Below are 23,972 nucleotides of genomic sequence, written 5' to 3'. Positions count from 1 at the left end.
ATAGGGCCGCTGGGGTCACCGACAATCTGCGCTGGCCTTGGCCAATTCAGCGTTCATCGGCCACCGCGTCTGCAGATGCTCAGTCAGATAATCGACAAAGGCCCTGACCTTTGGCGTCATCGCCGCGCGTTCCTGTACGCAGACGTAAATCTCCATCGGCTCAACCACCTCGCTGTGCTGATGGTCAAACAGCGGCACCAGTCGGCCACTCTCGATAAAGGGCGCCGCCACGAACTCTGCCAGCCGTGTGATGCCTGCACCGTTGGCTGCCATTTGCGCCAGCGCGTCGATGTCATCGCTGATCGCCGTTGCATTGATGTCGGCATCGTAACGTTGCCCGTCGCGGCTAAAGCTCCAGCGCAGAAAACGCCCATCCAGCGGGTAACGAAACGCCAGGCACGCGTGGTGTCGAAGATCGTCCGGTGATTGCGGCCAACCGGCGCGCTGCAGATAGGCAGGCGAGGCGCACATGATGAACGGCAGCGAAACGATCTTGCGCGCGACGATGCCGTCCTCCAGTTGCGGCTTGATCCGCAGGCTCAGGTCGATGCCGTCCTGGATGTGGCTGATCTTGCCGTTGGTGGTCGACAGTTCAACAATCAGGCGCGGATGCAGCGCAGCGAAACCAGCGATCAACGGCGCCAGCACATGCCGGCCGAACGCTGAGGTCGAGGCGATGCTCAGACGACCCTGCAGTTCGGTTTCATGACTGCTGATCAGGTTTTGTGCCGATTCCAGATCCGCTGCAATGCGCTTGACCCTGTTGTAATACACCGCGCCGTTTTCGGTCAGGGCCATGCTGCGCGTGGTGCGTTGCAGCAAGCGCACGCCGAGGTGTGCTTCGAGTCGATTGAGAGTCTGGCTCACCGCTGCCGCGCTGACCCCCAATGCCTTGGCGGCAGCGACAATCGAGCCCGATTCGACGACTTTGATAAAACTGGCAATCGCCGCTAACAGATTCATCCATGGCCCGCTGAGAGGGTTGATTCGTAAGTTGTGCTTTATAAAGTACCTGCGATTGGCCGTCTAGTTGCAAGAAAAAGCCTTTGCTAAGGTGCCTGCTCCCTGTCATTGGATGGAACCGCCCTATGAATCAAAGCACCCAGTCCGAAGCTGTCTATCTGAGGCGTCGCAAGCTTTCGCCGCGCGCCACGCCCTACGTGTTTGCGTTGTACATGGCAACGATCATGGCGTTCCTGATGTCGCTGGTGATCACCGCCGCCAACTCCGGGATTGATAACGACTACCTGAATAATGCGTTGCACGCCTACAAACTGGCGATGCCGGTGGCGTTCCTGTGCATCCTCGTCGTGCGGCCCATCGTGAGCAAACTGGTAGCGTTGACGGTGCATCCGCACCGCTAGGGCTGCTTGAGCCAATATTTCAAAAGCGCGCCTCGCGATCCTTGCAGTGGATCCTGCTCGGGAAACGCCAGATGATCGATACTCTGCTGCTGTTCCTGGCTCGGCGCCGCGCGGCAGATATCGGCGTGTTGCCCCGGCGGGTACGCACCCACCACCAGAAAGTCAGCGCTGGATTGCAGATTGCAATGACCAGTGCCGGCGGGCAGCAGCAGGGCATCGCCGGCACTCACTTGCAGCACATGTCCGTCAGGCCCGCCAAGCATCAACCGTGCATGGCCAGCGGCAACTCCCAGCACTTCATGACCCTCGGTGTGATAGTGATGAAAGTCATACACCCCATAGCGCCATTGCGGCGGCCAGCCATTGGCGCTGAAGATCTGTTCGAACAACGCAGCCGGATCGCTACCCTCAATGGCAATCGCTTGCGGATAAACCAGCACCGGCAAGCGCGGGTTGTTCGGTACCCAATCGTTGCGCTCGAACAGCAAGGTATGTACGCGAGCCGCCGTTGAATCGGACATCACCATTCCTCCATCAGTCGTTGAGCAATCGACAACGAGCCTCAGAATAATTCGTCAGGCAGCCGATAAAAGGCGCCACCGCCCGCGTCTGTCACGACCTGAATCAACGCAAATCAATCGAAACTTCGTCGTCGCCCCGACTGTCCAGACCCTTACACCTCCCGACGGATATCACCTCGGGAAGGCTTCATGCAGCGGTGACAGGCGAGGATCGAAATGACGACGACAGTGGGAGACTTTCTGGTTGAGCGGCTCAGCCAATGGGGCGTCACGCGGATCTTTGGTTATCCGGGCGACGGCATCAATGGCGTCTTCGGCGCGCTGAGCCGGGCACACGGAAAAATCGAATTCGTTCAGGCGCGGCATGAAGAAATGGCGGCGTTCATGGCCTCGGCGCATGCCAAGTTTACCGGTGAGCTGGGCGTGTGCATCGCCACCTCCGGCCCCGGTGCGTCGCACCTGATCACCGGGCTCTACGATGCGCGGATGGATCACATGCCGGTGCTGGCAATTGTCGGCCAGCAGGCGCGCACCGCGCTCGGCAGTCACTATCAGCAAGAACTCGATCTGTTGTCGATGTTCAAGGATGTCGCTGGTGCATTCGTGCAGCAGGCGTCGGCGCCCTCGCAAGTCCGGCATCTGCTTGACCGTGCAGTGCGCACGGCCATTGGCGAGCGCCGTGTCACGGCAATTATCCTGCCCAATGACTTGCAGGATCTGCCCTATGAAGCGCCGGCCCGAGCGCACGGCACCGCGCATTCCGGGGTCGGTTATACCAAGCCGAAAGTACTGCCTTACGACGTCGATCTGCAGCGTGCAGCGGAGGTTTTGAATGCCGGCGAGAAGGTCGCGATTCTGGTCGGTGCCGGTGCGTTGCAGGCCACCGATGAAGTGATTGCGGTGGCGGAAAAACTCGGCGCCGGGGTGGCCAAGGCGCTGCTCGGCAAAGCTGCGTTACCGGACGATCTGCCGTGGGTGACCGGCAGCATCGGCCTGCTTGGCACCGAGCCCAGCTACAAGCTGATGAGCGAGTGCGACACCTTGTTGATGATTGGCTCCGGATTCCCATACTCGGAATTTCTGCCCAAGGAAGGCCAGGCACGCGGTGTGCAAATCGATTTGCAGCCGGACATGCTCAGCTTGCGTTATCCGATGGAGGTCAATCTGGTCGGCGATGCCGCTGAAACCCTCGCCGCGCTTCTGCCGCTGCTGGAACAAAAGACCTCAAGCAAATGGCGCAAGAAAATCGAAGGCTGGCGCGGCAGTTGGGAGAAAACCCTGGAAAAACGCGCGATGGCCAAAGCCAGTCCGATCAACCCGCAGCGGGTGGTGTACGAACTGTCTCCGCGCCTGCCCGATCAAGCGATCATCACCAGTGACTCCGGCTCCTGCGCTAACTGGTATGCCCGGGACCTGAAGATCCGGCGGGGCATGCAATGTTCGTTGTCCGGTGGCCTGGCGTCGATGGGCGCTGCGGTGCCCTATGCGATTGCCGCCAAGTTTGCTCATCCCGAGCGCGCGGTGATTGCGTTGGTGGGTGACGGCGCGATGCAGATGAACAACATGGCCGAGCTGATCACGGTCGCTAAATACTGGCGCCAGTGGGCGAGTCCGAAGTGGATCTGCGCGGTGTTCAACAACGAGGATCTCAATCAGGTGACCTGGGAACAGCGGGTGATGGAGGGCGATCCGAAGTTCGAAGCGTCGCAGAGCATTCCCGATGTGCCGTATCACCTGTTCGCGATTTCGATTGGCCTGAAAGGCATCTTTGTCGATCGCGAAGAAGATGTCGCCGCCGCCTGGGAGCAGGCGCTGGCGTCTGATGTACCGGTGCTGATCGAGTTCAAGACCGACCCGAACGTGCCGCCGCTACCGCCGCATATCAAGCTTGAGCAGGCGAAGAAGTTCGCCACGACCTTGCTCAAAGGCGACCCGGACGAGGCCGGTGTCATCCTGCAAACCGCCAAACAAGTGCTCAGCTCGGTCCTGCCCGGAAAAAAATAACCGGCTAAATCCCCTGTAGGAGCTGCCGCAGGCTGCGATCTTTTGATCTTTGTTTTTAAGATCTAGATCAAGTGATCGCAGCCTTCGGCAGCTCCTACAGGGGGAGTGGAGGTGTGATGATTTTTGTGGGTTGTGCGGGGTGGAGTCTTGGGCGCGAGCATTGGCCGGAATTTCCCGCTGAGGGTACGCACTTGCAGCGCTATGCCGCACGCCTCAATAGCGTCGAAATCAACAGTTCGTTCTACCGTGCGCATCGTCGTCAGACCTACGAGCGTTGGGCGGATTCCGTGCCGGACGGGTTTGCCTTTGCAGTGAAGATACCCAAGCTCATCAGCCATGAACTGCGCCTGGCAGGTTGCGCAGCAGCACTCGATGAGTTCCTCGAACAATGCGCCGGATTGGGCGATCGATTGGGTTGTTTGTTGCTGCAATTACCACCGTCGCTGGCGTTTGATGCGGTAGTTGCCGAGGCATTCTTTACCGCGCTACGGGAGCGTTTTGGCGGCGCGGTAGTGCTGGAACCCCGACACGAGTCGTGGTGCGAGGCGGAACCAATGTTGCTCGATTTCCGGATTGCCCAGGCAGCGGTCGACCCCTCGCGCATCAGCAGTGACACCGCGCCAAGAGGTTGGGCCGGCGTCAAATATTGGCGCTTGCACGGCTCACCGCGCATTTACCACAGCGCCTACGATTCAGCCTTTGTGCAAAGACTCGAACAAGCACTGCAGATCGCGGCGGCCGAGGGCGCCGCGACCTGGTGCATCTTCGACAACACCGCCAGTGGCGCCGCGACAGGCAACGCGTTGACGCTGGCGACACTGACATCCCCTTGAATCAGGCTGAAAGGTGCTCATACAGAATCGTTGCACCGACGATCATCAGCACCACGCCACCGACGATTTCCGCACGCTTGCCAACCACCGCGCCCAGCACGCGACCCAGCATCACGCCAATCGTGACCATGGTCATCGTCGCCAGACCGATCGCGGCCGCAGCCACCCAGATATTCACGTCGACAAACGCCAGGCCAACGCCCACGGCGAGCGCATCAATGCTGGTCGCAAAAGCGGTGACCGCGAGGATCATGAAGGAGTGCTGGCCAGGTTTTTGTTCTTCTTCGTCTTCGTGCTTCAGACCGTTGTAGATCATGTGCAGGCCGAGAATCACCAGCAGGGTGAAGGCGATCCAGTGATCCCATTCGGCAACCCAGCGGGTCGCAGCCTGGCCGATCAGCCAGCCGATGATGGGGGTGATGGCTTCGATCACGCCGAAGATCAGGCCGGTGCGCAGTGCTTCGGTGAGACGCGGTTTGTGCAGGCTGGAGCCTTTGCCGATGGCGGCGGCGAACGCATCCGTGGACATGGCCAGAGCGAGGAATATCAGGGAAACGGGATTCACGGGGGCACACTTCCAGTCGGGCTATGAGTCAACGACACAACCACACGCCCGACTTTAGGCATGGATGTGTCGTCGGTCTCACCAACCAAAAAGGTGTTCGTACCACGGCAGGTTGCCGAGAATGTTGATACGAACGCTTCCGAGGGACTCGGAAACAGGCTACTCCCCAACGAGGGGGCGGATGTTATCAGGTAAACATGAAAAATTCGTCAAGGCAGCGAATCGGAAATTTGCCGTAACAAGTCAGGCTCGCTGCCATTGTCCAAATTTTTGCTGAGTCTTAACGCTGCAGAAACGCCAGCAGGTCTTCATTCAATGCCTGTGCATGCGTCACGGCAAACCCGTGCGGCGCGCCGGCGTAGACCTTCAGCTCGGCGTCCTTGATCGAAGCAGCGGCCAGTTTGCCGGTGGTTTCGAACGGCACGATCTGATCGCCGTCGCCATGGATCACCAGCGTCGGCACATCGATCTTGGCCATGTCGGCGCGGAAGTCGGTTTCCGAGAATGCCGTCACGCAGTCGACGGTGCCTTTGAGCGAAGCCAGCAACGCGACGTTCAGGGTTTGCGTAAGAACGCCGTCGGAGACTTTCTGGCCCTGATTGGTGCCATAGAAAGGTGCGGCGAAATCCGCGATGAACTGCGCACGATCCTGCAGCAGGCCGGCCTTGATGCCGTCGAACACCGACGTGTCGACGCCTTGCGGGAAGTCGGCTTTCTTGCCGAACAATGGCGTGACCGAACCCAGCAATACCAGCCCGGCGACACGTTCGCTGCCGTGGCGGGCGATGTAGCGGCTGACGTCGCCGCCACCCATGGAAAACCCGACCAGGGTGACGTCGCGCAGATCCAGATGGTTGATCAGTTGTGCGATGTCATCGGCAAACGTGTCGTAGTCGTAGCCGGTCCACGGTTGATCGGAACGACCGAAACCCCGGCGGTCGAACGCGATGGTGCGGTAGCCGCGACTGCTCAGGTATTCCATCTGGTACTCCCACATGTCGGCATCCAGCGACCAGCCGTGGCTGAACAGCACGGGCTTGCCGCTGCCCCAATCCTTGAAATAGATCTCGGTGCCGTCTTGGGTGGTGAATGTGCTCATGCAAACTCCTTGCGTCGGGGGATGATATAGGGACGTATCGATGCCGAATTGGCCACGATCACTATCCGCGCAAAGTCCGTTTGCCACTTGTACGCAGGTGCTGGGTTACAGCGCTCAGGGTTGTATGATGCAACCCTGAGCCGCAAGGCTGCCCAACGAGCTGATGGAGTACGTTTACGTGAAGCGCAAAAGCCTGCAAGGCAACGCCTGCCCGGTCGCCCGGACACTCGATCTGATCGGTGACTGGTGGTCGCTGTTGATCATTCGCGATGCACTGGAAGGCATTCGCCGCTTCAGCGATTTTCAGAAGAGCCTCGACATCGCGAAAAACATCCTCAGCGCTCGGCTCAAGGCGCTGGTCGAGCAAGGGATTCTGCAAACGGTGCCGGCCGCTGATGGCTGCGCCTACAAGGAATACGCGCTGACTGAGCGCGGCAAGGCCTTGCAGACGGTAATCGTTGCGTTGTCGCAGTGGGGCGGGGAATTCATGTACGCGCCGGGTGAGTCGGGCTCGGTGATGGTCGATGCGCAGAATCGCCAGCCGATTCGCAAGCTGGAACTGCTGGCCGAGGATGGGCGAAAGTTGCGGGGGGATGAGGTTGCTACGCGCCTTGGTGTGGCGCACTGAGGTGCTTTGCGCGCTGGGTAAATCTCGATAGACGGTAGAAACATAAGTTTGACGTCAAAATGATGGCCATCTAATATCGCGCCACTAATTTGATATCACTTTCCGTCTCGAGGGATCGAACATGTCCTCACCCGCCCTCGTGGCGAGGTTGTGCTTGGCTTTGCTGTGCCTTTCTCCGCTCCAAACCGTAGTTGCTGCACCCACACCCGGTGACACCGATCTGATCCGCGAACGCCAGAATCGCCTGCTCGAAGAGCAGCAGCGGCGTCTCGATGAACTCAAGGAATTGCCTGGCAAGGACGCCCGGCCCGTACAACCGGCAGCGCCCACCGATACTCGCTGTTTCCTGATCAAAGACATCGAGCTCAAAGGCGCCGACAGCCTTTCCGAGCGCGAGAAAACGCATCTGCTTCAAGCCTACATCGGTACATGCGTGGGGGTGCCGCAGCTCAACCAACTGCTGAAAGCCATCACCGATCACTACATCGAAAAAGGCCTGGTCACCAGTCGCGCGTATCTGCCGCAACAGGATCTGTCCGCCGGGCACCTGAAAGTGCTGGTGGTCGAAGGCAAACTCGAAGGCATAAAGGGCGCCGACAACAGCAAGCTTTCCGATCGCGAATTGGCCATGGCTTTCCCCGGCAAGGCAGGTGACCTGATCAACCTGCGCGAGATCGAGCAGATGGTCGATCAGCTCAATCGACTGCCGTCGAATCAGACCAAGATGGAATTGTCGCCCGGCAAAAACGTTGGCGGCAGCGAGGTGCTGGTCACCAACACGCCGGAAAAACCCTGGCGTGCTGGTTTGTCGCGCAACAACGACGGCCAGCGCAGCACCGGTGAGCAGCAGTGGGGCACCTCGTTCGATTGGGACAGCCCGCTCGGCCTCGCCGATCAGTTGAATCTGCGTGGCGGTCACGATGCGATGACTGATCATCAGCACACCTCCAACAACGCCATGCTCAATTACAGTCTGCCGTGGGGCTGGTGGAACTTCAGCTACACCTACAGCCAGAGCGAATACCGCTCGCTGATTGCCGCCAACGGATTCAATTTCAAGCAGACCGGCGACAGCGAAAACCATCAGTTGCGTGCCGAGCGGGTGATCCACCGCGACGCCGTCAGCAAGACCTCGCTCAGTACCGGTCTGTCGTACCTGCGCACCAACAGCTTCATTGAAGACAGCAAGCTGAAACTGAGCAGCAACCGCATCAGCGAAGCGCAGTTTGGTCTCAACCATGGCCGTCGAATCGGCAGTGCTTTCGTCAACGTTGATCTCGGCATGCAGCAAGGTATCGGCGCGTTCGACGCGCAGGGCAGTCACGATCCGGGCCCAGGCGAACCGGACGCGCGCTACCGCAAATACACCGCAACCCTGAGCTACTTGCAGCCGTTCAAGGTATGGGGCGAGTCCTTCAGCTTCAGCAGCCTGATGACCGGTCAGCGCAGTGAAGACGTGCTGTTCAGCCCGCAGCGCAGCAGCCTCGGTGGTTCTTCGTCGATTCGGGGCTACAAGGATCAGTCGTTGTCCGGTGACAGCGGTGGTTACTGGCGCAACGATTTGCGCTGGAGCCGCCCGGTCACAGCGCAGTGGCTGCGCCCGGTATTCGCGGAGTACGGCACCAGCCTCGGCTACGACCAGGGCGTGATTCGCGGTGATCGCTACAACGGTGACCAGCATGGGCGCATGTCGAGTAACTCCGTGGAGTTGTTCGCCCGGGGTCAGCACGTCGCCGCCAGCGTGACGTTTGCCCATTCGCTGGAACGACCGGACGCGCTGACCGAGCGCGAAGCGCCGATCTATTTCCGCCTGGATTTCTTCATTTAATTTTTGCCTGCCCCGAGATTCTGATATGGACATTCGCCACCTGACCTTCATGGCCGGCCAACCCTCTGCTGCCGTAAAACCGCGCGAACGCTTCTGGGGCATGCCTAAACGCGGCCTCGCGTTCCTGCTGGCCAACGTCATGTTTTGGCAACCGATGTGGGCACAGGCCGATGGCATCGTCGTCAATGCGCCGGGCACCAGCCTTGATAACGCGGGCAATGGCGTGCCGATCGTCAACATCGCCGCGCCCAATGGCAGCGGGCTGTCGCATAACCAGTTTCACGATTACAACGTCGACGCGCAGGGCGTCATCCTCAATAACGCCACCGCACGCACGCAGCTGACGCAGCTGGGCGGGATCATCCTCGGCAACCAGAATCTGCGTGGTGCAGCGGCGCAAACCATCCTCAATGAAGTCAACGGCGGCAGCCCAAGTCAGTTGCGCGGTTACACCGAAGTCGCGGGGCAGTCGGCGCGTGTCATCGTCGCCAACCCTTACGGCATCAGTTGCAACGGCTGCGGTTTCATCAACACGCCGCGCGTCACGCTGACCACCGGTAAACCGGTGCTCGACAATGGTCGTCTGGATCACTTTCAGGTCGATCAGGGCAGCATCTCCATCGACGGCGTCGGCCTCGATGCGAGCAGCGTCGACAGCTTTGAAATCATCACCCGCAGTGCGCAGATCAACGCGCAGATCCACGCCAAGAACCTCAACATCACCACCGGTCGCAACGACGTCAACGCCGACACGCTCAACGCCACCGCGCGTGCCGATGATGGCAGCGCCAAACCGCAACTGGCCATCGACTCCTCGGCGCTGGGCGGCATGTATGCCGGCGCGATCAAACTGGTGGGCACGGAGCAGGGCGTCGGTGTGAAGCTGGCGGGCGACCTGGCGGCCAGCGCTGGCGATATCCAGATCGACGTCAACGGTCAGTTGCGCATGGCCAAAGCCACCGCCAGCAATGCCGTCACCGTCAAAGCGCAAAGTCTCGATGCCCAAGGGCCGGTGTACGCCGGCACGCAACTGGCCGTGCAGACCGCCGAAGAGCTGATCAACCGCCAGAGCCTGGCCGCCCGTGACAGCGTCAGCCTGAGCAGCGCTGGCAAGCTGACCAACAACGGCGTGATCGAGGCCGGGGTAAACGCTGACAACAGTCGCAATGCCAGCGGTGATTTGGCCATCAACAGTGCTGCGGTGAGCAACACTGGCAGCATTTTAGCCAGCCGTACGCTGAGCGCGGCGGTGGCCGCCGGGTTCGACAACCAGAACGGCATCGTTCAAGCACAAAACGTTAATCTGAGCGCGGCTCGCCTGGTCAACCAGGGGCTCAACGCCCGCATTTATGGTGAAACGCGCCTGGCGCTCAGCGCTCCGGCGATGGTCAATCTCAACGGGCTGATCCGCTTTGCCGATGGTCAGGCTGCGACACTTTCGGTCGACAGTCTGGACAACCGTCAAGGCCGGATCGAAATCGCTGGCGGCAGCCTCCAGCTCAACGCAGGTGAGCTGCAAAACGCCGACGGCAAAATCATTGCCGGACGACTCGACATCGACGCCCGGCAACTCAATAACAGTGGTGGCCTGATCGGTGCCAGCCAGAATGATGCCAAGGTTGTTGCCCGTGAACGTCTGGACAATGGCAAAGGCAAGATCCAGGCGAAAACCACGCTGGCAGTGTCTGGTGGAGAGTTACTCAATCAGGGCGGCACGCTGGCCGCTGACAAAATCAAGGTCACGGCGACGCGCCTCGATAACAGCGGCAAAGGTGTTGTCAGTGCCGAAAACGGCACTGCCGAACTGACGCTTACCCAGGATCTGGATAACCACGACGGCAAAGTGCAGGCCTCGGATCGCCTGACGGTGGCGGCGAAAGGCATCGATAACCGAAACGCCAACCTGATCGGCAAAACCCTTGAAGTCAGCAGCCGCGACACACTCGACAACACGCAAGGCACGATTTCGTCCGATGACAGCGCGGTCACCAGCGCAGACCTCGACAACAGCCAAGGCCTGATTCAAGGCAATGATCGTCTGAACCTGACCGCGCGCGATTTCCAAAACGCTGGCGGCAAACTGCTCGGCGGCGTGGTCGATGCCAACCTGCGCAATCTCTCGGGCAACAACGACGGCACCGTCAGCGCCGCAACCGGCAAGCTCACGCTGGTGGTTGAGCAGCACCTGAACAACGCTTTGGGTCGCCTGCAATCGAGTCAGGCTGACGTCGACATTCAGGCCGGATCGCTCGACAACCGTGGCGGTGTCGTTGCCGCAAAACAATTGTTGATGGTGGCTAAGGACGGCCACATCGACAACCGTGGCGGGCGCATGATCGCCGACGGTCTGGACCTGCACGTCGCGAGCCTCGATAACAGTGATAGCGGCTTGTTGGCGGCGGGTGCCGATGGTGCGCGATTGATCCTCAAGCAAACCGCGCCGGGGCAATCGCAACTGCTTAACCACAAGGGCCGGATTCAGAGCGAAGGGCAGTTGCAGATCGACAGCGATGTCGTCGATAACAGCGCCGGTGTCCTGCTCGGCAAAACCATCGACATCAACGCCACGCAACTGAGCAACAACGACAAGGGCGGTATCGTTGGCAACGGTGGTGATGTTGTCCTCAACATTGCCGGAGTCTTCAGCAACGTGACCGGTGTGGTCGATGCCGCCGATCAGCGTCTGCTGCTCAATCAGCTCACTTCGCTGGACAACCGTGGCGGCACCCTGCGCGGCAAGCGTCTGGACATCACCAGCGCCGCGATCAACAACAACGATGCCGGGCAGATTGTCGCTGGCAGCGACGGCCTTAAAATCACCGGTAAAACCCTGCTCAATCAGCAAGGCGTGATTCTCGCCAACGGCAGTCATGCCGAACTGGTCCTCGGTACTGGCAGCCTGCAAAACCAAGGGGGAACGCTGCAAGCCGACTCGCTGGAGATCACCAGCGCCGACCTCGATAACAGTGCAGTCAACGGTAAGGCCGGTTTGATCTCCAGTCTGATCGATGACCTGACACTGACCGTGACGCGCCTGACCAACCGCGCCGGCAAACTGTTCGGCAAGGATCAGGTGATCTTCAGCGGCACCAGCCTGGATAACACGGGCGGCGAGATCAGTGGCAATCAACTGGGCCTCGAAGCGGTCGGGCAGATTCTCAATCAGGGCGGCCTGATCGAATCGGCCACCAGCCTCAAGCTGGTTGCCAGCGGCCTGGATAACAGCGCTGGCGGCCAAGTCCGCGCACTGGGGGGCGCCTCCAGTCAAATCAAACTGACCGGCAACCTCAACAACCAAAGCGGTGCAATCGAAATCGGCAGCCAGGATTTGGTGCTGTCCGGCGCGCAACTGAATAACCTCAGCGGCAACGTGCGCCATGCGGCGCAGGGCTTGTTCGATCTGGACCTGACTAATCTGACCGGCACGCAAGGCAGCCTCACGGGTCTGGGCAAAGGCGTTTGGGATGTCGGCTCGGTCAACGGCGTCGGCACCTGGCAACTCAACGGCGGCCTGACCTACACCAGCGCGCAGGATCTGAGCCTCAACGCCGGCGACCGCATCGCCAGTGCTTCGACGCTGAACCTCAATGTCGCCAACCTGAACAACGCCGGGCAATTGGCGAGCGACGGTGACCTGACCCTGAACCTGGGCGGCAATCTGCTCAACAGCGGTAAAGTTTCGGCGCAGCAGAAACTCACGATCAACGCCAACGACGTGATTCAACAGGACGGTCGACTGGTCAGCGGTGGCGACACCGTCATGACCCTGCGCGGCACGCTGGACAACCTCGGCCGTCTGATCGCCAACCAGAACCTCACGGTGACGGCGGCGCGGATCAACAATAACGGCACCCTCGGTGCCCAAGGCAACCTCGAATTCACCGCCGCCAATGGCATCTACAACGACGCCGATACGCTGCTGTTCAGCGGCGGCACGATGAAGCTGCACGGCAACAGCCTGAACAACTTCTATGGCGACATCTACAGTCGCGGCAACCTGAGCTTCGACGCCGTCGGTGGTGGTCGCGCTGCGGTGTTCAGTAACCTGTCGGGCACCGTTGAAGGCGAGGGCGACATCGACATCAATGCGGTCTCGGTGGAAAACGCCAAGGCCGAATTCGAGCTGACCTCGGGGCAGTCGTCCGGGAGCCTCAGCTGGGTGTGCGCTCAGCATTGCGGGGGCGGCGATGGTTGGAAACGCGGCTACATCACCATCATTACCGACTTCAACGATCAGGTTCTCAAGGATTCGCGGGCGGCACGCTTCGTTGCCGGGAAGAACCTCAATATCCACGCCAATCGGGTGGAAAACCGCTACAGCCTGCTGGCCGCCAACGGTGATCTGACAGTCACTGCCGACAGCCTGTTGAACCAGGGCGCCGCTTCGCGCTCGGGACAACGTGTGCTGAAAATCGGTACACCGGAGCACATCGCCAACAGCCTGTGGGATCAGATGGAATTCATCGATATCCCGGCTTTCAACGCGGCGACGGCGGCGGGTAATTTCGATCAGGCGCGGTTCGACGAACTGGCCAGTCGCTCCAGCGACTCCCGATTCTTGCCGACCAGCGATGTCACCACCTGGAATGAAAACGGCAACACCGTCTACTCGGCCGTGATGCAGGCCGGCGGCAAGGTCAAACTCGACGTCGCCAACAGCATCCAGAACGGCACGCTGTACGACAACACCTATGGTCAACTGACCGGCGCCTTGTCCAGCGACCAGACCGATGCGGTCGGTGGCATCAACATCAACCTCGGTAAGCACAGCACCGACGCCAGCGCGCAGGCGCCGAAATCCGTTACCCGTATCGAACACATCGATGCCGATGGCGTGAAGCAGATCAGCTTCGTACCCGTGGACTTCAAAGGCGTGCCGTTTGCGGCGGTCGATCCAACGGCGTCCTCGACGTTCCGTCTGCCGAAAGGCCCGTACGGCATGTTCGTGCAGAGCAGCAACCCGCAGAGCCGCTACCTGATCGAGACCAACCCGGAGCTGACTCAGACCGCGCCGTTCATGAGTTCCGACTACCTGCTCGGCAAACTCAATTTCAGCGCCGATGAAACCGCGCGCCGCCTCGGTGATGGCCGCTATGAATCGCGCCTGATCAGCGACGCCGTCATGGCCCAGACCGGTCAGCGTTTCCTTGCCGGCGGCCTGGAGAATGACTACGAGCAATTCCGTTATCTGATGGATAACGCGCTCGCCAGCAAAAACGAACTGAACCTGTCGGTCGGCGTCAGCCTGACCTCGGAACAGGTCGCCGCACTGACCCACGACATCGTGTGGATGGAAGAACGCATCGTCGACGGCCAGAAAGTGCTGGTGCCGGTGCTGTATCTGGCCCAGGCCGAATCGCGCAACGTGCGCGGCGGCAGCCTGATTCAGGGCCGCGACCTGGAGCTGATCGCCGGTAATGACCTGGTCAACGTCGGCACTCTGAGTGCGAGCAAAGACGTCTCTGTCGATGTGAAGGGCAGCCTCTATCAGGGCGGCCTGGTCGAAGCCAATGAACGCATCAAACTCATGGCGACCGACAGCATTCGCAACGCACTGGCCGGCGAAATTCGTGGCAACCAAGTCGAACTGACCAGCCTCAAAGGCGACATCGTCAACGATCGCACCGCCATCGCCGTGCGCGACGGCAACGGCATGCGCACCCTCGTCGATGACGGCGGCAACATCAGCGCACGGGACAGCCTTACCATCAAATCGGGCAACGATCTGGTCAACTCGTCATCCATCAGCAGCGGCGGCGACGCCAGCCTGAGCGCGTCCCGCGACATCAACCTGTTGGCGACGCGCGAAGAAAACGAACTGCACGAATCGTTCGATGGCGGCCATCGCTCAACCATTACCACCACCGTGGACAATCTGTCCTCGACAGTGAAAACCGGCGGCAACCTGAAGCTTGATGCCGGTCGCGACATCAACGTCGTCGCCAGCACCGCCGAAGCCAAAGGCAACCTCACCGCCGACGCCAAGCGCGACATCTTCATGTCCTCGGCCGGCGACGAAAACAACGTCGAAACCCACAGCAAGGACGGCAAGAAACGCGTCCACGAAGAAGATAACCACACCGTCCAGAAGGCCGCTGAATTCATCGCTGGCGGCGACGTAAAAACCAACTCCGGCCGCGACACCACACTGGTCGCGAGCAAGATCAGCGCGGGCAACGAAGCTTACGTCTACGCGGGCAACGACCTGAACCTGCTGGCCGCGCAGAACAAGGATTACACCCTTTACGACATGAAGGAGAAGGGTGGTTTCGGCAACCTGAAACTGCAACGCGACGAAGTCACCGACACCACCTACGTCGGCAGCGAAATCAAGACCGGCGGCAACCTCTCACTGGTCAGCAAAGGCGACCAGCGCTACCAGGTGGCCAAGCTCGACAGCGGCAAGGACATCATCCTCGACAGCGGCGGCTCCATCACCTTCGAAGGGGTGAAGGATCTGCATGATGAGAGCCATACCAAAACCAACAACAACGCCGCGTGGGTCTCGGCGAAAGGTCGCGGCAACACCGACGAAACCCTGCGCCAGACGCAGATGATTGCCAAGGGCAACATCATCATCAAAGCGGTCGATGGGCTGAAGATTGATATCAAGGATGTCAATCAGGAGTCCGTGAGCCAGACAATCGACACGATGGTCAAGGCCGATCCGCAACTGGCGTGGTTGAAGGATGCCGAGGCGCGGGGGGATGTTGACTGGCGGCGCGTGAAGGAGATTCACGAGTCGTTCAAGTATGAGAATTCGGGGGTTGGTCCGGCGGCACAAATCGCTATCGCGATCATGATGTCGTTCGTAATGGGGCCGGGTGGGTTGGCTCTGGTCAGCGGAGGCTTCACCGGTGTCGTTGCTACCAGTCTGGCGACGACGGCTGTAACCAGCACCATCAGTAACAAAGGCAATCTGGGTGCTGCCTTCAAAGAAACATTCAGTGCCGACAGCCTGAAGGGTGCAGCCATCGCCGGATTCACGGCGGGCATGCTCGATTACGCGGATGCCAACTGGTTCGCGGCTGGAAACAGCAAAACGGCGAGCATCTTAACCAGCAGCAACTTTACCGACGTCGCGATCCGCACTACAGGACGTGCTGTCATTTCCAGTGGCATCTCCACGACCATCGGCGGCGGTAGCTTTGGTGACAACTTTGGTGCTGCATTGCTGGGGGAGGCGAGCAGTGTCGCCATGGCGACCGGATTTAATTTTGTTGGCGACAACACAATCAAGTTTCCGGAAGGCAGTGTTGAAAAGGTAGTAGCGCATGCGTTGATGGGTGGTTTGATCTCCCAAGTCATGGGCGGGGATTTTGCTACGGGCGCTGCTGCGGCCGGGCTGAACGAAGCCGCGATGAATGTGCTCATCGACTTCGCTGGCGGCAATGACGAGTTGCACTTGATGCTGTCGCAGCTAACCGGGCTCATTGCCGCCTCGGCCGTGGATGGGGATTTTCAGCAGGGGGCAAATATTGCGAAGAACGCCACCCAGTACAACTGGCTGTTACATAGAGAGGTTGTAGCGGCAGATAAAGCTCGAGCAGCTTGTGGTACCGGGGATGGAGGTCAAACGTGCCGGGACAATATCACCCGGGCGGTAGCCGCATTGGATGGCGAAAGACAGCGTGAAATGGAGGAGTTTGGGCGTAAGACTCAGCTACAAGCACTACAAGAAGGGTGGACGCGCGAGCAATACGATGCAGCCATTGCGAGTTATTTTTCCGGCATTGACCCAAGGGAGCTTACAACTGTTTACCCTCCGTCGATGGATCCGGGGTTTCTGGCCAGAGAAGCGGGGATTGGCGTTGGTAAAAATGCTGTTGCTCTGCCAGGTGAGGCAGTTAAGGCAGCGGAATCGATCTGGAAGGCAGTGTCATCACCTTTAGATACGATTGGTGCAATCGCTGGGGGCATAGGTGGGTTAGCGGTGGGGTTCAAAGACTGGATTACCAGTCCGATCCCGTCGCATACGCTGGAAAAACAGTTTGATAAAGTAGCGACCGCGTCCGCCCAAGAGTTGGGCGGTATGGCTTTCGATGCGGCCACCGGGCTTGTCACCGCCTATATTGGGGACAGAGCCGTTGAGTGGGTTGGTGGGAAGTGGGTTAGTGCAAAAGGCACAACGGGAACCCCAGTAACGAAGGGGCCTTGCTGCTTTGCTGCGGGTACGAAAGTTTCTACACCGCAAGGCGACCGCGTTATTGAGTCGCTCAAGGTGGGAGATGTTGTCTGGAGCAAGCCTGAGAAAGGGGGCAAGCCGTTCGCTGCTGCCATTCTGGCAACGCATCAGCGTTCGGATCAGCCGATCTACCGCCTCAAGCTCAAAAGTGTTCGTGGCGCTGGCGCAGCGGAAGGCGAAACCCTGCTGGTTACGCCGAGCCACCCCTTCTATGTACCCGCCAAACGTGATTTCATTCCTGTCAAAGATCTGGAACCGGGTGATCTGCTGCAGTCACTGGCTGATGGCGACACCGAAAACACCTCGTCCGAAGTCGAATCGCTTGAGCTGTACCTGCCCGAGGGCAAAACATACAATCTGACGGTCGATGTGGGGCATACGTTCTACGTTGGCGAGCTCAAGACCTGGGTACACAACACTGGGCCTTGTGATTTGCCTCCGGATTATTTTGCGGATGGTGCAAAAGCTACTGGTGGCGCTGCCGGAAAGGTAGACGAGTTTATTCCTCCAGGAATGGATCGCCCATTCCGTCCTGTTAACCCAGAGTTTCCGCCGAGCAAGTCTGTTGTTGATGCAATGGAGAGCCCGCAAATTAAAAATATGGTGGGTTGTTCCAGGACAGACTGTTCAGATATTGCAAGCAAGTTGTTTGATGCTTCTGGCGGTAAAGGGACGGTCATTGAAGTTCGCCCTGCGAGAGCTGGCGATTTAAATGTTTATGAGAATGGAGTTAAAGAGCCGGGTCAATTTTATCACCAGGTCTATACTGATGGTCGGTATGTTTATGATCCAAGGCTATCGTCCAACCCTATTCCTAAAGGGGATTGGGAGCAGCATATTAAAAATATTAACCCGGGCGGAGTGTCGATCTCTGATAAGTTGAAGGGGTTGCAGTAATGGGCGTGACTAGAGTTTTAGACTCGGAAGGTGAGCTGCTTAATATTCTTCATGACTTGAATGCACTTGAGTGGAGAAAGTATGGGCAACGTAATCCAGAGGTCTGGATGGGTGATCATTTTGAAAGAGAGGATCGTTCGAGATTTCCTCCATATATAGCTTTTCGATTTGAAAAAGAAAATGAATATATTATCTCTGTTTTGAATGAGGTGATTGGTTCGTATAATGGCTTGATTTCTTGGGTGCTGACAGGTTGTGAGCGTTATGCATCCTTTGGCATGAATTGGGTAATTGAGCCTGCATATATTAAGGAGGTAGAGGCTAAAGCCCAATTTTTAGGGCAGTCTTCTGGAAGCTATCTTGCCAAGTATGAGCCTGAGTTTGGCTCTATTGCCTTTGAAGACTTGGTTGGGTTAACTGAGTATATTCGTAAAAAATTCTCAGAATTGCATATCTCAGCCAATGAACTGTAGAAGTCTTGGCTTGGATAAATTGGGGGCAGACCCTGAGGGATCCCCACAAATCTACTCCAGGCTCTGCTCCTGATGATGTACCTTATCACGCAGAGCTTTCTCCAGGAATAAATGGGAATAAATGGGGACAGACCACGTTTAGAAAGCACTCTGAAAACATGGTCTGTCCCCTTTTTACTTTTTACCTCTGTAGATGATAAAACAGGGCGGCCGAAAAACTATTACTAGGAGCCAGGTATGAAGTCCATTAAGGAGAAGAATTAGATGATAATCGGAGGGTATACGCTTAGTCCTGAGTACGGTAGAGTGCAAATCCCTCTTGTTCATCAGCCGACTATGGATGATGTTAAATCCATTATATTTGAGTGTGGTAATTTCGATGGCGTAACTTCGTTGTCTATTACGCCTGCACCTGAAACTGGGCCTTACGAAATTAATCTTTATGCTGATTCTGGAAATTATCTTCTGATGTTGAATCAATACCTGGATGATGGCGGGCACGTTGTGCGTACCCTTAATAATACGTCAGCCGGAACAAAACTGGTTGACATTCTGGGTGATTGGTATCAGGCAAGTTTAATTACAAGAGATATAGAGGTCGTTGTCTCTTGTTTTCAAGAGTTTTTATGTTCTGGCGATGTAAGTTCATTAGTGTTAAGCGTTTAGAGTGGCGGCAAAAATACAGAAGATCCCTGCCCAGGCATTTGCTAAACCTGCTAAGGCGTCCAAGGAGATAAATGGGGACTGGATAAATGGGGGCGGACCACGTTTAGAAAGCACTCTGAAAACGTGGTCTGTCCCCTTTTTACCCCCGACAAAGGAGGAGCTCGAATGGTTCAACAGTATAAAGTGGGATTGAGAAATGATTGACTCGGTAACTGGTGAGCGAGTTGTGGTCTATCTCGACGATATTTATGGGCCGTTTATTAGGGTGTCATCGTTTGAGGATGGCGGGGCCATGGAGGACTTACTGGATGAAAAATTCTTTGTTCTTTATTGGAAAGGAACCCCGGACGATTTGAAAGATTTAGGTGGTAATGAGTACTACTTTGGTGGTGCCGCCGATCCCGCCAAGCTGCAAGCAATTTTGGACTCTATCGAGTTTGAGTGAGCGCCAAAAAGAAGATGAACGGAGAGATAAACGGGACAGACCACGTTTGGAAAATAATTAGAAACGTCGGCTGACCCCGTTTTTCACCGTTTTCGAGGACGACGTAGCTACAGCGGAGCCTGAGCCATTTGAAATTAAACATTCATTGTCGCTGACAGCCTCATCTCCGATGATTTGCTCAGGCAGCAACGAATTCCCTGCCTTTGAAAGGTTTCAACGCAGTTCGAAAGTTTCTTCTCGGATACGGTCTTTGAATCATCCGGGATCGTATCGGGTTGGAATCGTGAGGAGCTGGAGCGACGGGTGGTTGCCGGTGCGGGTGGTCAATACACCCACTATGCCAATAGTCTGATTACCTTAAGTAAAATTTGCGAAGGCCTTTACCAGATCGTTGATCTTGAAATGTTCTACCGAAGCTTGGGTTGGTGCGCTGTTTTCCAAGATGGACAATACGCACTCGCAGGAAATTTCTGGGACGATGAACCCCCGTAAGACTCAAACGCCCCGAACTCCGCCGGGGCGTTTTCATTTACTGGGCCGAGCCAGTAAGCGTTTACCTAAACGCCGGCACGACATGCTTGATAAACAACTCCAGCGATTTCTTCTTCTCCGCATGCGGCAAGCTGTTGTCACACCAGAAGCTGAACTCATCCACGCCCAGTTCCTGGTAATACTTGATGCGCGGGATGATTTCCTCCGGCGTGCCGATCATGGCCGTCTTGTGCAAACTCTCCAGTTCAAACTCCGGACGCCCGGCAAATTTCTCTTCCGGGCTTGGGTCGAGGAAGCCGTTGACCGGCGTTGCCTTGTTGCCGAACCACGCATCGAAGGTGCGGTAGAAACGTGAGATCGCTTTCGCGCCGACTTGCCAGCCGTCCGGGTCGTCGGCGGTGTGCACGTGGGTGTGGCGCAGCACCATCAGTTGCGGGCGAGGTACGTCCGGGTTGTTGTCCAGGGCAGTCTGGAATTTGTTCTTCAGGTCGAGGACTTCTTCGTCGCCCTTCATCAATGGCGTGACCATGACGTTGCAGCCGTTGGCCACGGCGAAGTTGTGTGAGTCCGGGTCGCGGGCGGCGATCCACATTGGCGGATTCGGTTTTTGAATCGGCTTCGGCACGCTGGTCGAAGTGGGGAATTTCCAGATGTCGCCGTCGTGGGCATAGTCGCCTTGCCACAGGGCGCGGACCACCGGAACCATCTCGCGCAGGGCCTGGCCGCCGGATGAGGCGGGCATGCCGCCGGCCATGCGATCGAACTCAACTTGATAGGCGCCACGGGCCAGGCCGACTTCCATGCGACCGTTACTGATCACATCGAGCAGGGCGCATTCCCCGGCGACCCGCAACGGGTGCCAGAACGGCGCGATGATGGTGCCGGCGCCGAGGTGGATGGTCGTGGTTTTCGCCGCGAGGTAGGCCAGCAGCGGCATCGGGCTCGGCGAGATGGTGTATTCCATGGCGTGGTGTTCGCCGATCCACACGGTGCTGAAACCGCCGGCCTCGGCCATCAGGGTCAGTTCGGTCAGGTCTTCGAACAGTTGGCGGTGGCTGACGCTTTCGTCCCAGCGTTCCATGTGTACGAACAGGGAAAATTTCATGACGCTACCTCGGATCTTTTGTTGATGGCCGGTCGTTTGCGGGCCTGTGTCACTGGCATGAGCGCTGAACGCTCGCAAGTCTTCTCACCATTCAAGCACGCCTTCGAGACGGCTGGTCGGTTGATTGAATATTGGTATACCATAATACGGAATATCCGCAAAATATTTCTGACCGACACTTCGAACAAGGAAGGCGCAGTAGATGAACATCAAACAAAAATTGACCTTGGCATTCGCGGCCATCGCCAGCCTGCCGGTACTGCTGGTAGCGATGCTGATCATTATCAACGTGCGCGAGGCGGCACGTGACAACTTCATCGACAGTACCGGGCGTGAGGTGCGTCAGGTCGAGAACGCCATGCAGCTGTTCTTTGAAGGCATCAGCCAGAACGTCGCGTATCTGGCTGAGCATCCGCAATTGCAGGGGACTGATGGCAGCCTTAAACGCTATCTGAGCAGTGATGCCGCGCAGATCCCGCTGGGGCCGCAGGATCAGCAAGTGTTCACGCTATTCGCCGGTCTGGCCAAGGCCCACCCGGCTTACACCTATCTCTCGCTGGGGACGCAGGAGGGCGGCTATCTGTTCTGGCCGGGCGACCCGCAGCTGGCCAGTTACGACCCGCGTACGCGGCCCTGGTACCAAACTGCGATGGCCAATCCCGGCAAGACCCTGCGCACCGATGCCTATTACTGGGCGGCGGATGACGTGGTGCTGGTGAGCACCGTGCGCAGTTTCAACAATCAGTTGGGCAGCAACGCCGGGGTGGTGAATATCGATGTGTCGCTCAAGCAACTGACCGATCTGGTCAAGCAGATCCGCCTCGGCGACAGCGGTTATCTGATGCTGATGGAAGCCAATAACACGGTGCTGGTCGACCCGAGCGATCCGTCGCATAACTTCAAGAAACTCGACGCGCTGGGCGATGGTTACCAACAACTGGCCGAGGCTGGCAAAGGTCTTGTCGAAGTGGAGCTTGCTGGCGAGCGGTACATGGCGCTGGTCTGGCCGTCGGAAGCGCTGGGCTGGCGTTTTGTCGGTGTGGTCAGGGCCAGTGAAGTCATGGCCGGCGCCACACGTTTGACCTGGATCATCGGCGCCATCGCTGCCGTTTGCGCGCTGCTGTTCGCCATGGCGGGCGCGTGGTTTGCCGGCTTGATGGTCAAGCCGATTCGCGGGGTGGCCAGTGGGCTTGAAGGGATTGCGCAGGGCGAGGGCGATCTGACGGCGCGGCTGGAGGTGCGCGGGCAGGATGAAACCGCGCAATTGGCTGGCTGGTTCAATCAGTTTCTTGAAGCGATTCGCACGTTGATTCAGCGCATCGGTCAGGCGGCCGGGCAGATTCACAGCAGCTCCGGCAGCGCCACCCAAGTCTCGGCGGAAATGGCGGAAGTGGCCTCACGGCAGCGCGAGGCGGTGGACATGGTCTCGACGGCGTTTCATGAAATGGTCGCCACCTCCAACGAAGTTGCGCGTTCGTGCAGCCAGGCTGCGGACTCGGCTGATAACGGCCAGCGTCAGGCGCACACCGGGCAGCAGCAGATCGATGCGGCGGTGAGCAATGTCGGGCGCTTGAGTCAGGAGATCGGCCACAGCGCCGAATCGATGCAGCAACTGGAGCAGGACAGCACCGACATCCAGTCGATTCTCGGCACCATCCGCTCGATTGCCGAGCAGACCAATCTGCTCGCGCTGAATGCGGCAATTGAAGCCGCGCGGGCGGGAGAGCAGGGCCGTGGTTTTGCCGTAGTCGCCGATGAAGTGCGCGCGCTGGCCAAGCGCACGGCGGATTCCACCGGCGAGATCGACGCCTTGCTCGGCAACCTCGCGCGCCGCACGCATCAGATGGGCAAGCAGATGCATGCGAGCCTTGAGGTGTCGCAGGAGACTGTGGTGTCGATCAATGAGGCGCGGGCGAGCTTTGAATTGATTCGCGAATCGGTGGACGTGATCCGCGACATGAACACGCAGATTGCCACCGCAGCGGAGGAGCAGCATCAAGTGGCCGAGGACATCAATCGGCATATCAGCCAGATTCATGGTGATGCGCAGTTGGTGGCGAGCCTGGCGGATTCGACGCGGCAGGATGCGCAGAATCTGACGGCGTTGTCACAGACATTGAATCAACTGGTAAGCCGGTTCCGCACCTGATCCGCCAGCCCAGACACCACAAAACCCCTGTAGGAGTGAGCCTGCTCGCGATAGCGTTATGTCAGCCGACATCTAAGTTAACTGACACAACGCTATCGCGAGCAGGCTCACTCCTACAGTTGATTTGTGCGTGATCTAGAGTTCTGGATCAGGCCACCGCAGGCAACGCACCCATCTTGCCGTGGCAATACACCAGCGGTCCGGCAACCTGCTCAGGCACGATCAGGTTCTTCACCGCGCCGACCATGATCGCGTGGTCGCCCCCTTCGTATTCGCGCCACAACTCGCACTCGATCACCGCCGTCGCATTGGCCAGGATCGGGTTGCCCAACTCGCTCAACGTCCACTCGATGCCCTGCGCCTTGTCCTTGCCTTTGCGCGCGAAGGCATAGGCTTCGCTTTGCTGTCCGCCGGACAAAACGTGAATGGCAAAGCGCTTGTTCTTGATCAGCACTGGATAGGAATCGGAGCTGTAGTTGGGGCAGAACAGCACCAGCGCCGGGTCCATCGACAGCGAACTGAACGCGCTGGCGGTCAGGCCGACGATCTGGCCGTCGTCATCCAGCGTGGTGATCACGGTGACGCCGGACGGGAACGAGCCCATGACTTGTTTATAGATGGCAGCATCGATCATTGGGTGGTCCTCGGGTGTTGTGACGCGGTTTTTATGTGTTTGTAGGTCTGATGGTATACCGTAATACATTCTTTGCAAGGGATT

The 23,972-nt window shown here is 58.2% G+C and carries 16 protein-coding genes, 1 pseudogene and 1 riboswitch; of the genes and pseudogenes, 11 read left to right on the top strand and 6 right to left on the bottom strand.

Features of this window, described 5'->3' with window-relative positions:
• Window positions 1-15 precede the first annotated feature (15 nt).
• A complete protein-coding gene (locus QOL84_RS07685; RefSeq protein ID WP_283436794.1) occupies window positions 16-963 on the bottom strand; it encodes a LysR family transcriptional regulator in 948 nt (315 codons plus the stop codon).
• A gap of 125 nt (window positions 964-1,088) precedes the next feature.
• Between QOL84_RS07685 and QOL84_RS07680 the strand changes: the two genes are divergently transcribed.
• Window positions 1,089-1,364 (top strand): DUF2798 domain-containing protein, encoded by a 276-nt coding sequence (locus tag QOL84_RS07680; protein WP_129392785.1) that lies wholly within the window; start codon window positions 1,089-1,091, stop codon window positions 1,362-1,364.
• Here the strand turns inward: QOL84_RS07680 and QOL84_RS07675 are convergent.
• Window positions 1,361-1,885, bottom strand: a complete 525-nt coding sequence (locus QOL84_RS07675; RefSeq protein WP_283436793.1) for a cupin — start codon at window positions 1,883-1,885, stop codon at window positions 1,361-1,363. The two genes, QOL84_RS07680 and QOL84_RS07675, sit on opposite strands and share 4 nt — an antisense overlap.
• Before the next feature lie 216 nt (window positions 1,886-2,101).
• Between QOL84_RS07675 and QOL84_RS07670 the strand changes: the two genes are divergently transcribed.
• Together QOL84_RS07670 and QOL84_RS07665 are read left to right on the top strand one after the other, a co-directional pair.
• Window positions 2,102-3,889, top strand: coding sequence for a thiamine pyrophosphate-requiring protein (locus tag QOL84_RS07670; protein ID WP_129392791.1), 1,788 nt, complete (start codon window positions 2,102-2,104; stop codon window positions 3,887-3,889).
• Window positions 3,890-4,005: 116 nt separating this feature from the next.
• On the top strand, window positions 4,006-4,722 hold the full coding sequence (locus QOL84_RS07665) for a DUF72 domain-containing protein (protein ID WP_283438639.1): 717 nt from the start codon (window positions 4,006-4,008) through the stop codon (window positions 4,720-4,722).
• Window position 4,723: 1 nt separating this feature from the next.
• On the opposite strand, the gene mntP is transcribed toward QOL84_RS07665, so the two are convergent.
• Both mntP and QOL84_RS07655 read right to left on the bottom strand, forming a co-directional pair.
• Window positions 4,724-5,287 (bottom strand): manganese efflux pump MntP, encoded by a 564-nt coding sequence (mntP, locus tag QOL84_RS07660; RefSeq protein WP_129392794.1) that lies wholly within the window; start codon window positions 5,285-5,287, stop codon window positions 4,724-4,726.
• Between the two features lie 8 nt (window positions 5,288-5,295).
• Window positions 5,296-5,467, bottom strand: a riboswitch (yybP-ykoY riboswitch).
• Between the two features lie 100 nt (window positions 5,468-5,567).
• Entirely contained in the window at window positions 5,568-6,386 is an 819-nt protein-coding gene (locus tag QOL84_RS07655; RefSeq protein ID WP_283436792.1) for an alpha/beta fold hydrolase, read from the bottom strand.
• A 178-nt stretch (window positions 6,387-6,564) separates the two neighbouring features.
• Between QOL84_RS07655 and QOL84_RS07650 the strand changes: the two genes are divergently transcribed.
• From QOL84_RS07650 to QOL84_RS07625, 6 genes are all read left to right on the top strand, one after another.
• Window positions 6,565-7,014 carry a winged helix-turn-helix transcriptional regulator gene (locus tag QOL84_RS07650; protein ID WP_283436791.1) on the top strand — a complete coding sequence of 150 codons (450 nt, stop codon included), beginning with the start codon at window positions 6,565-6,567 and terminating at the stop codon, window positions 7,012-7,014.
• Window positions 7,015-7,135: 121 nt separating this feature from the next.
• Complete coding sequence (locus tag QOL84_RS07645; protein ID WP_129392804.1) at window positions 7,136-8,842, top strand: ShlB/FhaC/HecB family hemolysin secretion/activation protein; 1,707 nt, start codon at window positions 7,136-7,138, stop codon at window positions 8,840-8,842.
• Window positions 8,843-8,867: 25 nt separating this feature from the next.
• Window positions 8,868-17,924: a two-partner secretion domain-containing protein gene (locus tag QOL84_RS07640; protein WP_283436790.1), complete on the top strand. Its 9,057-nt coding sequence runs from the start codon at window positions 8,868-8,870 to the stop codon at window positions 17,922-17,924.
• Window positions 17,924-18,397, top strand: coding sequence for a hypothetical protein (locus tag QOL84_RS07635; protein ID WP_283436789.1), 474 nt, complete (start codon window positions 17,924-17,926; stop codon window positions 18,395-18,397). The genes QOL84_RS07640 and QOL84_RS07635 overlap by 1 nt, the downstream gene beginning before the upstream one ends.
• Window positions 18,398-18,661: 264 nt before the next feature.
• Window positions 18,662-19,063 (top strand): DUF6911 family protein, encoded by a 402-nt coding sequence (locus tag QOL84_RS07630; RefSeq protein WP_430458707.1) that lies wholly within the window; start codon window positions 18,662-18,664, stop codon window positions 19,061-19,063.
• A gap of 196 nt (window positions 19,064-19,259) precedes the next feature.
• Window positions 19,260-19,508 (top strand): hypothetical protein, encoded by a 249-nt coding sequence (locus QOL84_RS07625; protein WP_283436787.1) that lies wholly within the window; start codon window positions 19,260-19,262, stop codon window positions 19,506-19,508.
• A gap of 553 nt (window positions 19,509-20,061) precedes the next feature.
• On the opposite strand, the gene QOL84_RS07620 is transcribed toward QOL84_RS07625, so the two are convergent.
• The gene (locus QOL84_RS07620; protein ID WP_283436786.1) at window positions 20,062-21,105 is read right to left on the bottom strand and encodes an LLM class flavin-dependent oxidoreductase; all 1,044 of its coding nucleotides are present in this window, start codon (window positions 21,103-21,105) and stop codon (window positions 20,062-20,064) included.
• 202 nt (window positions 21,106-21,307) lie between these two features.
• On the opposite strand from QOL84_RS07620, the pseudogene QOL84_RS29470 reads away from it, so the two are divergent.
• Window positions 21,308-22,396 (top strand): annotated as a pseudogene (locus QOL84_RS29470) (cache domain-containing protein); the annotation flags it as partial.
• Between the two features lie 90 nt (window positions 22,397-22,486).
• Window positions 22,487-23,254, top strand: coding sequence for a methyl-accepting chemotaxis protein (locus QOL84_RS29465; RefSeq protein WP_400772405.1), 768 nt, complete (start codon window positions 22,487-22,489; stop codon window positions 23,252-23,254).
• Window positions 23,255-23,402: 148 nt separating this feature from the next.
• On the opposite strand, the gene QOL84_RS07610 is transcribed toward QOL84_RS29465, so the two are convergent.
• Window positions 23,403-23,888, bottom strand: a complete 486-nt coding sequence (locus tag QOL84_RS07610; protein ID WP_122594237.1) for a flavin reductase family protein — start codon at window positions 23,886-23,888, stop codon at window positions 23,403-23,405.
• Window positions 23,889-23,972 lie beyond the last annotated feature (84 nt).

It is taken from the genome of Pseudomonas helmanticensis (assembly GCF_900182985.1).
GTDB classification, from domain to species: domain Bacteria; phylum Pseudomonadota; class Gammaproteobacteria; order Pseudomonadales; family Pseudomonadaceae; genus Aquipseudomonas; species Aquipseudomonas helmanticensis.
The sequence above is the reverse complement of the archived record's forward strand: the minus strand, read 5'-3'. Positions and strand labels throughout refer to the sequence as shown.

What these genes read in the sequence shown, in the direction of transcription:
- QOL84_RS07680 (WP_129392785.1), top strand. Translation starts at nt 1,089, where the DNA reads ATGAATCAAAGCACCCAGTCCGAAGCTGTCTATCTGAGGCGTCGCAAG.
- QOL84_RS07685 (WP_283436794.1), bottom strand. Translation starts at nt 963, where the DNA reads ATGAATCTGTTAGCGGCGATTGCCAGTTTTATCAAAGTCGTCGAATCG.
- QOL84_RS07670 (WP_129392791.1), top strand. Translation starts at nt 2,102, where the DNA reads ATGACGACGACAGTGGGAGACTTTCTGGTTGAGCGGCTCAGCCAATGG.
- QOL84_RS07645 (WP_129392804.1), top strand. Translation starts at nt 7,136, where the DNA reads ATGTCCTCACCCGCCCTCGTGGCGAGGTTGTGCTTGGCTTTGCTGTGC.
- QOL84_RS07630 (WP_430458707.1), top strand. Translation starts at nt 18,662, where the DNA reads ATGATAATCGGAGGGTATACGCTTAGTCCTGAGTACGGTAGAGTGCAA.
- QOL84_RS07625 (WP_283436787.1), top strand. Translation starts at nt 19,260, where the DNA reads ATGATTGACTCGGTAACTGGTGAGCGAGTTGTGGTCTATCTCGACGAT.
- QOL84_RS07675 (WP_283436793.1), bottom strand. Translation starts at nt 1,885, where the DNA reads ATGTCCGATTCAACGGCGGCTCGCGTACATACCTTGCTGTTCGAGCGC.
- QOL84_RS29465 (WP_400772405.1), top strand. Translation starts at nt 22,487, where the DNA reads ATGGCGGAAGTGGCCTCACGGCAGCGCGAGGCGGTGGACATGGTCTCG.
- QOL84_RS07655 (WP_283436792.1), bottom strand. Translation starts at nt 6,386, where the DNA reads ATGAGCACATTCACCACCCAAGACGGCACCGAGATCTATTTCAAGGAT.
- QOL84_RS07610 (WP_122594237.1), bottom strand. Translation starts at nt 23,888, where the DNA reads ATGATCGATGCTGCCATCTATAAACAAGTCATGGGCTCGTTCCCGTCC.
- QOL84_RS07640 (WP_283436790.1), top strand. Translation starts at nt 8,868, where the DNA reads ATGGACATTCGCCACCTGACCTTCATGGCCGGCCAACCCTCTGCTGCC.
- QOL84_RS07620 (WP_283436786.1), bottom strand. Translation starts at nt 21,105, where the DNA reads ATGAAATTTTCCCTGTTCGTACACATGGAACGCTGGGACGAAAGCGTC.
- QOL84_RS07665 (WP_283438639.1), top strand. Translation starts at nt 4,006, where the DNA reads ATGATTTTTGTGGGTTGTGCGGGGTGGAGTCTTGGGCGCGAGCATTGG.
- QOL84_RS07635 (WP_283436789.1), top strand. Translation starts at nt 17,924, where the DNA reads ATGGGCGTGACTAGAGTTTTAGACTCGGAAGGTGAGCTGCTTAATATT.